This is a genomic window from Streptococcus sp. SN3 (assembly GCF_030439905.1).
Genome location: NZ_JAQFJF010000002.1, coordinates 98,275 through 110,703 on the forward strand (window position 1 = coordinate 98,275; position 12,429 = coordinate 110,703).

General features: G+C 42.1%; 10 protein-coding genes. All 10 read right to left on the reverse strand.

Annotation, left to right across the window (positions count from 1 at the left end):
• Window positions 1–120: 120 nt before the first annotated feature.
• Window positions 121–861, reverse strand: coding sequence for a hypothetical protein (locus PCY71_RS04420; RefSeq protein ID WP_002896116.1), 741 nt, complete (start codon window positions 859–861; stop codon window positions 121–123).
• Between the two features lie 33 nt (window positions 862–894).
• Window positions 895–1,635, reverse strand: coding sequence for a hypothetical protein (locus PCY71_RS04425; protein ID WP_002910294.1), 741 nt, complete (start codon window positions 1,633–1,635; stop codon window positions 895–897).
• A gap of 33 nt (window positions 1,636–1,668) precedes the next feature.
• A complete protein-coding gene (locus PCY71_RS04430) occupies window positions 1,669–2,415 on the reverse strand; it encodes a hypothetical protein (protein WP_002910295.1) in 747 nt (248 codons plus the stop codon).
• A 467-nt stretch (window positions 2,416–2,882) separates the two neighbouring features.
• A complete protein-coding gene (locus PCY71_RS04435) occupies window positions 2,883–3,326 on the reverse strand; it encodes a Fur family transcriptional regulator (protein ID WP_002896119.1) in 444 nt (147 codons plus the stop codon).
• 204 nt (window positions 3,327–3,530) lie between these two features.
• On the reverse strand, window positions 3,531–3,851 hold the full coding sequence (locus PCY71_RS04440) for a hypothetical protein (RefSeq protein WP_002896121.1): 321 nt from the start codon (window positions 3,849–3,851) through the stop codon (window positions 3,531–3,533).
• Between the two features lie 218 nt (window positions 3,852–4,069).
• Window positions 4,070–8,149, reverse strand: coding sequence for an LPXTG-anchored SHIRT domain periscope protein (locus PCY71_RS04445; RefSeq protein WP_301412460.1), 4,080 nt, complete (start codon window positions 8,147–8,149; stop codon window positions 4,070–4,072).
• A 332-nt stretch (window positions 8,150–8,481) separates the two neighbouring features.
• A complete protein-coding gene (locus PCY71_RS04450; protein WP_301412461.1) occupies window positions 8,482–8,757 on the reverse strand; it encodes an HU family DNA-binding protein in 276 nt (91 codons plus the stop codon).
• Window positions 8,758–8,869: 112 nt separating this feature from the next.
• A complete protein-coding gene (locus tag PCY71_RS04455) occupies window positions 8,870–9,703 on the reverse strand; it encodes a DegV family protein (RefSeq protein ID WP_002898007.1) in 834 nt (277 codons plus the stop codon).
• 282 nt (window positions 9,704–9,985) lie between these two features.
• Entirely contained in the window at window positions 9,986–10,714 is a 729-nt protein-coding gene (locus tag PCY71_RS04460; protein WP_125410649.1) for a metallophosphoesterase, read from the reverse strand.
• Window positions 10,715–10,765: 51 nt separating this feature from the next.
• Window positions 10,766–12,424, reverse strand: coding sequence for a DNA repair protein RecN (recN, locus tag PCY71_RS04465; protein WP_111676137.1), 1,659 nt, complete (start codon window positions 12,422–12,424; stop codon window positions 10,766–10,768).
• Between the last annotated feature and the right edge of the window lie 5 nt (window positions 12,425–12,429).

A 12,429-nucleotide genomic window follows, 5' to 3' on the forward strand; every position in this document is an offset into this window, starting at 1 on the left:
CAGTCCCCGTTTATCTATTCTATTTTACAAAATTTTCGCCTAAAAAGCTAGCCTATTTCGTCAAATCAGACGTTTTTCAACAAGAAAGCGCTTTTGTATTTCCGAGCAGAAACCTTTGCCCTAACACCCACCAGATAGATAAACCTCGTTGGCTTCCTTAAGCCACCAAGTCCGCCGCCTGTCTATCAGTTGATGAATGGCCAACAAGCCTGCTACTATCCAGTTACAAAGCATATTGACAAAGACAAAGAGCTCTACTCCCTTAGTCTGCTGGGCGGGAGTTAGCTGAATTTGCTTGACAATCAACGATTCTCCTTCCATTTCGTAAAACTTAGGCATATAAGCACTTAATAAGATGATAACAAAGATAAAGAGAGTAAGCTGAACTGGCCAAGAATAAAGAATTTTATGAAAATGCTCAATCCTCAATGAGAAGGTAAAAAATCGCTTAACACGCTCTCTTGCTACAAAAAGGATAAATAAGGGAATGTAGCCAAAAAGTGTCACACTAAATAAGGTGGGATTATGAGAACTAGAAGGAATAAATCTACTAAATCCATAGTCGCCTGTCCATAGAAACCAGCCACCTATAACCTGTGGCAACCAATAAGATAGAATGATAATGAGCAGTGTTGAAGTAATCCCAATTTTGACACTCCATACTCGCTTCACTTTTTGATAAATCAGAAAAAGACGTGAGCGATCCACACTGTTTTGAGGAAGATTTTCCTTTATTAGCTTGCCACAGGAAGGACAAATAGGATAGTCCGATTCCCCTTCAAAAAGAAGATGACGGCATTCCAAAAAAGGCGATTCTCTGCTTCCTGATATCTCTTCCTCCCAATCTCTTCTCCAAAACATAAGACCTCCTAAAAATCAAAATTTCTCTTCATATCAACACCCGCCAGACAGATAAGCCTCATTAGCTTCCTTGAGCCACCAAGTCCGTCTCCTGTCTATCAACTGATAAATAAGCAGTAAGACAGATACAATCCAGATGGAGAGCATATTGACAAAGATGAAAAGTTCTACACCTTTAGCATGCTGGGCCGGAGTTAGGTAATCATACTTTGATATGTAATTATCTCCAATCACCTTGTAGACACCTGGCATTACTTGATTAATCCCAGCAAATACTGCCAAGAAAAAAGCTAGCTGCACAGGTAAGGAATAGATGATTTTATGAAAACGAACGAAGCCCAAAGAAAAGCTAGTGAAACGCCTAGAACGCTCTCCAATAAAAAAGAAGATAAAAAGAGGAAGATAAGCAATGTAGGTAAAGTCAGATACTAGCGGTGTATGAGGTGTAATAGGAAAAAAGTCTCTAAAACCATAGTCTCCATTCCTCAAAAGCCAATTACTAAAATCTATTGGAAAACTATAAGATATAAATGCAATTAGAGTGATTATAATAAGTTTCCATTTCATAATCCAGAGTCGCTTCACTTTTTGATAAATCAGAAAAAGACGTGAGCGATCCACACTGTTTTGAGGAAGATTTTTCTTTATTAGCTTGCCGCAAGAAGGACAAATGGGATAGCCAGCCTCATCCTCAAAGAGAAGATGTCGGCATTCAAAAAAAGGAGATTCTTCGCCGTCTGGCAATTCATCCAACCATTTCTTTCTCCAGAACATAAGACCTCCTAAAAATCAAAATTTCTCTTCATATCAACACCCGCCAGACAGATAAGCCTCATTAGCTTCCTTGATCCACCAAGTCCGCTGCCTGTCTATCAACTGATAAATAAGCAGCAAGCCAGATACAATCCATATGGAGAGCATATTGACAAAGATGAAAAGTTCTACACCTTTAGCATGCTGGGCGGGAGTTAGCTGGCTATGTTTACCTATAAAGACATCTCCTTCAACCCCATAAATCTTTGGCATAATAATATTAATGAAGCAAATAACAGCGATAAAAGTAACAAGCCGAACAGGCCAAGAATAAAGGATTTTATGAAAACGCTCAAATCCTAAAGAAAAAGTAGAGAAACGTTTAAAGCGTTCTTTGCCCATAAAAAAGATAAATAAAGGAATATAGCCTTCATAAGTAAAGCTAATCATTGTAGGCGTATGACGGCTAGCAATGAAAAAGCTAGAAAAGCCGTAATCTCCAGTGGTTAAAATCCAACGGCTTAAAAATTCTGGAAGAAAAATAGCTGGTATCACAAACAAAGCTGCTGAAAATTCCCTTCCAAATCTTACACTCCATACTCGCTGCATCTTCTCCCGTATCAGGTGCAGACGTGCTTTGTCCGCGCCTTTCTTAGGAAAATTCTCTTTTATGAGTCCACCGCAGGAAGGACAAATAGGATAACCCGCCTCATCCTCAAAGAGAAGATGACGGCATTCCAAAAGAGGCGATTCATCACTGTCTGACAACTCATCCAGCCATTTCTTTCTCCACCAGAACATAAGACCTCCTAAAAATCTACCCTACCCACAAAGTAATACCCCTTAAAGATTTCGATACTACAGACTTATGACGAATTTACCTATATTGTAAATCCTTCAGAACTCTTCGAATCTCTTTGTACAAGGATTTATTCTGCTTCCATTATATCAAAAGAGAATTTGACTGTAAAATAATAGCATAAGTATATAAGGGGTTGTGCTTAAAATATCTGATCTTGCTAAGTGCTGTACTTGACTAGGTACCAACGTCTCTAAGCTCAGATGATATCCTGCGAACATGCCTTGCTAAAACACATAGAAAAAGGCTAAGAGACATAAGTTCTAGCCTTACCTTTTATTAGTAATAGAATATTGGCGCAGTAGCCGATAGCTCAAAGTACTGCTTTGAAGTTGCAGATTGAATTTGCGAAGCAAGTCACAACTTTGTTCGTCTTTGAGACTCCAAAAACTCCTAATCATTCTCGCAGTCACACCGCCTCTTGCTGGCATTGGGGGCATAGGCCATAGACAGTCGTCTGGCTTTGGGTGATGTGGTAGCCAGTCTGCACTTCAGCCTCATGCTTCACATCAGGAAGTTCCAGCTCCATATCAGCGATACGGCCACATTTTTCACAGATGACATTGAGGTGCTGATGGCCCATAAAGTCAAAGTAGGTCGTCGTATCATTGCGAACCTTGAGCTCAGCGACAAAGCCCTCATCAATCAGAACCTTGAGATTATTATAGACTGTTGCCAGACTCATATTAGGAAAATTGGGCTTCAAGTCCTGATATATCATTTCAGCGCTAGGATGGTCATGACTTTGGATAATATAGTCAATTACCGCCTTCCGTGTTTCTGTAATACGCACGCCCTTGGCGCGCAAATGGCCAATTACTTGGTCAAAGTCATGCTGATGTTCTTGTTTCATTATTTGCTCCGTTATAGCCTCTCATCTAAGTCGTTACCATTATACCATGACTAGGCTTATTTGGCTATTAAGAATGATTGTAAATAAGCTAAAAAGAAAAAAGCAGGACAGAACTAACCAAAGTTCACCATCCTGCTTCTGCATGATTGCTTATCCATTTAAGGCAATGCAAGCTTTAAACTAGTATTTTTTTCAATCCTCGCTCTATGCTTGGAATCTCTTCAAGCTTGCTAAATAAAGAGAACCGCCTATGATAGAAAGAATAGCACCAATCCAGCCCAAGAAGTCATTAAAGGTAAAAATTCCACCTACAATCATCAAGATAGAGCCTGCTGGTCCCACACGATTGTCATCCTTATAGTAGACAATACCAGCAATTCCCAAAGCTAGGATTGCAATTTTCAGGATGTCAAATACACCTAGCATAAAATAAATAACCCAAATGAAGAAAGGCCACAAAAGTAGAATAATACCACCAATAAGCCCAACAAGTCCATTTACGAGTGCTAATGTTTTTGTCTTCATCAACAGTCTCCTTTGTATAATTTTTTACTAAAATAGTTTACCATACTTACTAGAAAAATACAAGCTTATTTTTAATTTTATGAAAAATTCAAGCATTTGACTGCTTATAATGCTTATCTTTCCTTGAAAAATAAAAAGCCTGCTATTCCCAACAAAAGTTGAGATAACAGACTTTTCATATATTCTAGATTTTCAAAGCTTTTTACTGAAGCTTAATCTTAGTCACGCTGACGTTTGGTCAAGCCAACTGCTCCTCCAAAAGTCAAGAATCCAAGAATCAGCATCCAGATAGATGTATCTTGGCCGGTCTTAGGCAGAATTCGTTTCTTGCCAATCTCTTTAACTTTAGCATCTACAAGCAAGCGGTTGGTTACATTCATACCTTCAGCTTGATTGCTGTAGCCTTCAACTTCGTCCTCGCGGACACTATAGATGATTTCTTTTCCATCCTTGAAGCGTGGCAGATTTTCAAAGCTGTATTTCCAGCCCATCGCCTCATCAACAGTTACGCTGATGCCTGTATCCTGTCCATCTGCAAGTAAGTGAACAAGGACACTCTGTGGTCGGCGACCTGCAGCGTTATCATTGTCAATCCAGATCACACTGCCAGTAAGCGTAGTTGAGTCAGCTGCGAAAGTCCAAGTACCGACAAAGTGAACATCTGCACCATTAATGGTTGTTTCGTTCTTGTTATATGACTGGAAGCTCCAAGCGCCATCAGATGTTTCAACTTCTGTCTTCACCGGCTGGGTTGGAGTGGCCTTAGTGCCATCTGCCAAGTTAGGCTTGTCGGATGGAAGTATATCTTTCACTGCTTGCGGCAATTCTTTACCTGCTGTTCCACTAACGAACTCGTGAGTAGCCTTATAAGTTGGCGCTGGAGTAAAGTCCCATGTTCCAACAAAGCGAGCGTCCGCTCCATTGATAGTCTCTTCTGCCTTATCGTAAGACTTAAAGGTCCATGTACCTTCGGTTGTTTTCACTTCTGTCTTTGATGGCTGGGTTGGAGTGGCCTTAGTGCCGTCTGCCAAATCAGATTTATCGCTTGGAAGCAAAGCTTTCACTTCTTGTGGCAATTCTTTACCTGCTGTACCGCTGACAAATTCATGTGTAGCCTTGTAGGTTGGTGCCGGACTAGGCTTCGCCACAAACGTCCAAGTTCCAACAAATTTAGCATCTGCACCATTAATAGTTGCTTCGTTCTTGTCATATGACTGGAAGCTCCAAGTGCCATCAGATGTTTCAACTTCTGTCTTGACTGGTTGTGTCGGAGTGGTCTTAGTGCCGTCTGCCAAATCAGGCTTGTCGGCTGGAAGCAAAGCTTTCACTTCTTGTGGAAGTTCCTTACTTGCTGTACCGCTAACGAACTCATGCACTGCTTTATAAGTTGATGATGGAGTTGCTGTGAATTCCCATGTACCAACAAAGTGCGCATCTGCTCCATTGATGGTCTCTTCTGTTTTATCATAAGACTTAAAGGTCCAAGTACCATCAGCGGTCTTCACTTCCGTCTTGACTGGTTGTGTTGGAGTGGTCTTAGTGCCGTCTGCCAAATCAGGCTTGTCGGCTGGAAGCAAAGCTTTCACTTCTTGTGGCAGTTCTTTACCTGCTGTTCCACTAATGAACTCGTGAGTTGCCTTGTAAGTTGGCACTGGAGTAAAGTTCCAAGTGCCGACGAAGTGTGCATCTGCTCCATTGATGGTCTCTTCCGCTTTATCGTAAGACTTAAAGGTCCATGTGCCATCAGATGTTTCAACTTCTGTCTTGACTGGTTGTGTCGGAGTGGTCTTAGTGCCGTCTGCCAAATCAGATTTATCGCTTGGAAGCAAAGCTTTCACTTCTTGTGGCAATTCCTTACCTGCTGTTCCACTGACGAACTCATGAGTAGCCTTATAAGTTGGATTGGGGGTGAAGTCCCAAGTGCCGACGAACTTCACATCTGCTCCATTGATGGTCTCTTCGTTCTTATCGTATGACTTGAAAGTCCAAGTACCGTCTGTTACCTTCACTTCTGTCTTCAATTGTTCCGTTGGAGTTGTCTTAGTGCCATCTGCCAAATCAGGCTTGTCGGATGGAAGCAAGGATTTCACTTCTTGTGGCAATTCCTTACCTGCTGTGCCGCTGACAAATTCATGTGTAGCTTTGTAGGTTGGTGCTGAACTAGGCTTCGCCACAAACGTCCAAGTTCCAACAAATTTAGTGTCTGCACCATTAATGGTTGCTTCGTTCTTATCATATGACTGGAAGCTCCATGTGCCATCAGATGTTTCAACTTCTGTCTTGACTGGTTGCGTTGGAGTTGTCTTAGTACCATCTGCTAAATCAAGCTTGTCGGCTGGAAGTAAATCCTTCACTGCTTGTGGCAGTTCTTTACCTGCTGTTCCACTGACGAACTCATGAGTAGCCTTATAGGTTGGCACTGGAGTGAAGTCCCAAGTGCCAACAAAGTGCGCATCTGCTCCGTTGATAGTCTCTTCCGTCTTGTCGTAAGACTTAAAGGTCCAAGTACCATCTGCAGTCTTCACTTCTGTCTTGACTGGTTGTGTTGTAGTGGTCTTAGTGCCATCCGCTAAGTCAGATTTATCAGCTGGAAGTAAATCCTTCACTGCTTGTGGAAGTTCTTTACCTGCTGTTCCACTAACGAACTCGTGAGTAGCCTTATAGGTTGGCGCTGGAGTAAAGTCCCAAGTGCCAACGAACTTCACATCTGACCCATTGATGGTCTCTTCGTTCTTATCGTAAGACTTGAAGGTCCATGTGCCATCTGCCGTATGCACTTCCGTCTTAGTTGGCTGTGTTGGAATGGTCTTAGTACCATTCTCCAGATTCTTTTCTGTTTCTGGTGTTAGGTCTTTGATTTCCTGCGGGAGTTCCTTACCAGCAGTGCCACTGACAAATTCGTGTTTCTTTTCATAGAGCAAGTCAGTAGTAACTTGATTAGATGGTGCTGAAAGATTATCTACTTTTAAAGTCACGGTATTTGCAATCGTTGCAGCACCCTTTTCTGCTACCTTTTGATTGGTTGCAGTCTTGTAGGTAATGACAATATCCTGAGAAGAATTTGCTTTAACATACTCCGGTGTCATCTTGACCGTAACAGTCTGGCCTTTCTTTTCAATCGTGTAATCACGACCTTCCTGCAAGGCATTACCGCCAGCCTCAACCTTGAGCTCCTTGTAATCCAGACGCTCGTCAAAGGTTTCAGTCATCTCAATAGTAGTCGGGGTAGCCAAAATATCCTTACCAGGAACTGGAATCTTGAAGGTTCCCTTATAAGTCACCTCTTGACCTTCCTTAGCTGGAATCTTAACTGGATCCACTTCTAAGACTGGCTTGGGATCAACTTTTTCAATATAAAGACCAAAGACTGCCGAGCAAGCTTCTGTTGATAAATAACCGAAATTCAACGTGTTATCTGCAGAACGAACGGCCAAACCAGAGATGTTGTTTTCATTAGCAGCACCGCTAGTTGAAGTCGTTGCTTCCCAAATTGTCCGACCGCTCTGATCTGTTTGATTCAAAGCATTGGCATTGTTCATCAAGCGCTTATCAACAGCATTTTTATAATCATTAATATAGAAAGACTCTTTTAGACCAAAGCCGTCAACTACATCAATGTCAGTCGGTTTCATAACCAACTTCAAATCTGTATCCGAACCATCCGCATAGCGTAGCTCTGCTGTAACATCAGCCTCCACCCAGAAAGCTTTGTTCATAATGTTATTATGGGCCGCATCCACATATGGGATATTTCCAATCTCAAAAGCGCTTCTTTCCCACAACTCTGAAATAGAGAAAAATTCAACTGCATTTTTTTGAGCATCATTCATCTGAGCTTCTGCTGTAGATGAGTTCAGATAGTGGAGTGTTACCTTATTAAAAGTCAGATAGGCATCTACTTGTTTTCCATAAGCCGTTCCAACATTAGAGAACTTAAGAGAAAGCGGCTTATTAAAGACCTGATCTGCTTTTTGAGACTTGTCTACCTTGATGGTAAAATTTTCCATTTCTCCAGGATAAACCGCTCCCAGATACTCATAGTTTGGATTAGTCAGATGAACCTGTTCAATCGCCTCTGACTTAGAAAGAACACTGACATTGTTAACATTCAAGTCAAACTTATGAATATTCAACTTGGACAAATCCGTTCCATCCTTCAGCTCCTCCAAGGCAGACAAGGTCTGCATGGGGAGTAGAAAGATTGAAAAAAGAACGACAAACAATCCCATCAGCAGGCGAAATTTGCTGCCATAAGGATTAACAGGACTCAATGAGCCCTGAAGTGGTTTCCATTTCATTTCTTACCTCCTAAACTTTTTCAATGATCTCGCAATCATTACACAAAAAGAAATGTTCCCTTCATTTTATCATAAACACCTATGATTTAAAAGTACTTTTACTAAAATTTTAAACTTTTTATTTTAAGTCTTTAAAAATGTTTGTCTCTTATCATTTTCTTTTGTTTAGAGACAAATTTCTTCACTTTACTGCAAAATAAAAACTCCAAGAAAGTTCATCAATCAACTTTCTCGAAGCACCTAAATCTTTTATTGAGCTCAAGAACTGAAAGCAAAAAGAAAAACCTGACATACTCGCCAGAGGCAAGTGTATCAGGCTTTATTAATCAAAATTATTTTACAGCGTCTTTAAGAGCTTTACCTGCTTTGAAAGCTGGTACTTTAGAAGCTGAGATTTTGATTTCTTTACCAGTTTGTGGGTTGCGACCTTTACGTGCTGCACGCTCACGAACTTCAAAGTTACCAAAACCGATAAGTTGAACTTTTTCACCTTTTGAAAGGTACTCAGTTACAGCTGCGAATACAGCGTCAACTGCTGCTGCTGAATCTTTTTTAGTCAATTCTGTAGCTTCTGCTACTTTTGCGATCAAATCTTGTTTGTTAGCCATTTAACAAATCCTCCAAATTTTTTCTGGGTTAATAACCCTAACAAATATTATCATATCTAAAAAAAGCATTCAGGTCAAGTACTAAGCCGCTATTTTCTAAATTATTATGGTTTTATTCGTAACGAATCAGCACAGCCCAAGCATTTTCCCCTGTATGTGTCTGAATAATAGACCCTGTTTCCAGCACTGAAATAGGTTTCTTGACATATGGCTGTAAACTTTCCTTCATTTCTAGTGCCAATTCTGGGCTGCCTGCATAGGAAATTCCAATTTCAGCCACTTGCTTATTTTGCAGACTTGCTGTCAAATCATCCAACCATTTCTTAAAGGTCTTAGCGCCCCTTCCCTTGACAATGGGCTCCAGCTGATGATCCTTCATTTGCATGATAACCCGGATATTAAGCAAAGAGCTAATCAGACCGGAAACTCGGCCAATACGGCCTCCTTTAACCAGATTTTCTAAGGTAGAGAGACCGATATAGAGCTCTGTCTTTTCCTTTACTTCTTCAATTTTAGCTAGAATCTCCTCTAGGCTAGCTCCTTCTTTGGCCAGTTTAGCTGCTTCAGTGACTTGGAACTTCATAGCCTGATCAGTAAAAGAGCTGTCAACAACCGTCACATCAGCATTAGCCAAAGTCGCTCCCTGACGGGCTGCTTCGACAGTTCCTGACAAGGCATGAGACATGTGAATGGAGATAATCTGTGCTCCATCCTCTGCCAATTGCTCAAAAACATCAGCAAAGACTCCGACAGGCGGCTGGCTGGTTTTAGGAAGATTGCGACTAGACTGCATAAGACGAAGAAATTCACCTTCCGCTAGGTCCGCATCCGAATAGACCACCCCGTCCACCATAACAGAGAGAGGCACAATGGTAATGTCTAATTCCTTAGCAACCTCCGGTTCAATGGTTACGGATGAGTCAGTTACGATTTTTATTTTTGTCATAGATTTCCTACTCTGTATCTAAATTTTAACTTGTTATTACACTACATTATACCAAATTTTTATGGTTTTGTGGGGGAATATTCGCTAAAATCACAGCTCAGTCCAAGCGTTTCCTAAATTTAATCTGCTTGTTTTATTTTTTTAATCTTTTTGCGCTTCTTTAAAATTAGATGAAAAAGTGTTTACATGCAGCTTTTTTAGCTTTATTGGGGAAAATTTTAGGAAAAAGCTGGTTTTCAAAGAGAATCTCAGCAAAAAAAGATTGGGGAAATCCAATCTTTTTCAGTCTTCAGCTACCAAACCATCATTTTTTATGGCATACTGCTCTATGATGCCATTATGACCAAAGACAACTCCGTGGAGTACTCCTCCATAGACAGCTCCGCCATCCATTCCAATCTTGCCATCCTCAGTCATCCATAGCTGATCAGTTCCCGGTGCCTTATGTAAGAGGTAAAATGTCGGTGTATGACCAAAGACAATCGTTTTGCCAGTCTGATTACTGCCTTCGTGAAAAGGAGCGCGAATCCAAACTTTTTGATAATCACTGGTTTCTCGCCAGTCTTTCAGTTCCAAATCTAGGCCAGCATGGACAAAAATGTACTGTTCCGTCTCCAATAGGAAAGGCATCTGGCGAATAAAATCTACTAAATTGGCCGTCTCCGTCTTGACACGTTCCGCGTCTGCTACTCCATCTACAGGAGCATTAAGAGGTCGGCCTAAAAGCGAATTAATCGTCGTATCTCCGCCATTGCGTCGGTAGTGGTCATAAGATTTTTCAGGATTGTCCAGCCAGGTCAGAAACATATACTCATGATTGCCAGACAGACAAACAGCTCCTTCTTGGTCCACTAGGTCCTTGACCCGCTCCAAAACTGCTCGGCTGTCCTCACCACGATCTATCAAGTCGCCTAGAAAGACTAGTTGGCTACGACCGTCCCAGTGCTGGAGCAGATCATCTAGCATACTAGCCTTACCATGGACATCACCAATTGCAAAATATTCTGTCATATGCGCCCCTCCTAAAGGAGACCGAAACACTAGTGTCTCAGCCTCGCTTGTTTATTTTTTTAATAATTCTCTAGCCTGAGTCAAGGCAGCCTCTGTCACATCTTCGCCAGCCAGCATCTTAGCGACTTCCTGAACGCGCTCGTCAGCTGTTAGCAGGCGAACCGTTGAGACGGTCGAATTCTCATCCGAAATCTTCTCAATAAAGAACTGATAATCGGCAATCGCAATGACCTGCGGCAGATGGGAAATAGCCAAGACTTGGCCATTGGAGCCAATCTTGTGAATCTTCTGAGCAATAGCCTGAGCCACTCGGCCAGAAACACCCGTATCCACTTCATCAAAGACAATGCTGGTCTTGCCTTCCTTACGAGAAAAAGCAGACTTGATTGCCAACATGAGACGGGAGAGCTCGCCGCCAGACGCAACCTTCACTAAAGGTTTGAAATCCTCGCCTGGATTTGCCGAGATGTAAAACTCTACTTGTTCATTGCCTTCACGGTTGAACTTGCCCTTACTGAACTGCACTTTAAAGCGCGCCTTTTCCATGTAGAGGTCCTGCAGCTCTTGCTTGATTTCTGCTTCCAGCTGGGCTGCTAGTCCGTGACGAGCCTGACTCAGCTCCTGGGCCAGCTCTACCAGCTCTCTCTCCAAGGCCTTCAGCTCTCGGTCCATATCCTCTGAGGACAAGTTACTTCCAGTTAAAAGGCTGTATTCTTTGGAAATCTGAGCAAAGTAATCCAGCACATCATCTACTTGGCCGCCGTATTTACGTGTGATGCTGTTAATCAAGTCTAAGCGACTCTCCACCTGCAGCAGCCGATCTCCGTCAAAATCCAGTCCATCTAAAATGTCCTCTAAGCGCTTGCTGACATCTTCCAAGACATAATAAGTCTCTGACAAGTTGCCTGAAAGCTCCTTGTAGGCTGGATCGTAATCCTCGATAGACTCAAGGTCATTCATAGCTGAGCGGACATTGGTCAGACTGGAAAAATCTTCATTATCCAGCATAGTATAGGCATTCGTCAGCGTATCAGCAATGAACTTGTGGTTGAGCAAACGATCTCGTTCCTGATGCAGGGCAGTATCTTCACCGCTTTTGAGGGCTGCGCTCTCAATCTCCGCCATCTGAAACTCCAGCATCTCAATTCTGGACTTATGCTCCTGCTGATTTTTCTGCAAAGTCAGGACTTGCTTGCGCAGGCTTCGATAGCGGTCAAAGGTCTCCTGATAGCGGCCTTTGAGATGCAAAAAGTCTGCTGTTCCAAACTCGTCTAACATAGCAATATGAAGCTGAGGTCTCATCAGTTCTTCCTGATCATGCTGACCATGGATATCCACCAAGTGCTGGCCAACAGCCTTTAGAACAGACAGATTAACCATCTGACCATTGATACGGCTGACACTGCGGCCATTTTGCAGAATTTCCCGACGGATAATTAGCTCATCGGTCAGCTCCCAGCCCTGCTCCTCAAAAATCTCTCGCAAAGCTCTGCTATTTTCCAGCGAAAAAAGTCCCTCTATCTCAGCTTTGGGTGCCCCATGACGAATAACATCCGTTGTAGCACGGCTGCCCAGCATCATGTTCATCGCATCAATAATAATAGACTTGCCGGCTCCGGTTTCCCCGGTCAAAACCGTCATACCTTGCTCAAAATTAAGGGAAATCTCCTCAATAATGGCAAAATTTTTAATCGAAATTTCTAATAACATAGGCT

What these genes read in the sequence shown, in the direction of transcription:
- PCY71_RS04420 (WP_002896116.1), bottom strand. Translation starts at nt 861, where the DNA reads ATGTTTTGGAGAAGAGATTGGGAGGAAGAGATATCAGGAAGCAGAGAA.
- PCY71_RS04450 (WP_301412461.1), bottom strand. Translation starts at nt 8,757, where the DNA reads ATGGCTAACAAACAAGATTTGATCGCAAAAGTAGCAGAAGCTACAGAA.
- PCY71_RS04455 (WP_002898007.1), bottom strand. Translation starts at nt 9,703, where the DNA reads ATGACAAAAATAAAAATCGTAACTGACTCATCCGTAACCATTGAACCG.
- PCY71_RS04445 (WP_301412460.1), bottom strand. Translation starts at nt 8,149, where the DNA reads ATGAAATGGAAACCACTTCAGGGCTCATTGAGTCCTGTTAATCCTTAT.
- PCY71_RS04460 (WP_125410649.1), bottom strand. Translation starts at nt 10,714, where the DNA reads ATGACAGAATATTTTGCAATTGGTGATGTCCATGGTAAGGCTAGTATG.
- PCY71_RS04425 (WP_002910294.1), bottom strand. Translation starts at nt 1,635, where the DNA reads ATGTTCTGGAGAAAGAAATGGTTGGATGAATTGCCAGACGGCGAAGAA.
- PCY71_RS04430 (WP_002910295.1), bottom strand. Translation starts at nt 2,415, where the DNA reads ATGTTCTGGTGGAGAAAGAAATGGCTGGATGAGTTGTCAGACAGTGAT.
- PCY71_RS04435 (WP_002896119.1), bottom strand. Translation starts at nt 3,326, where the DNA reads ATGAAACAAGAACATCAGCATGACTTTGACCAAGTAATTGGCCATTTG.
- recN (WP_111676137.1), bottom strand. Translation starts at nt 12,424, where the DNA reads ATGTTATTAGAAATTTCGATTAAAAATTTTGCCATTATTGAGGAGATT.
- PCY71_RS04440 (WP_002896121.1), bottom strand. Translation starts at nt 3,851, where the DNA reads ATGAAGACAAAAACATTAGCACTCGTAAATGGACTTGTTGGGCTTATT.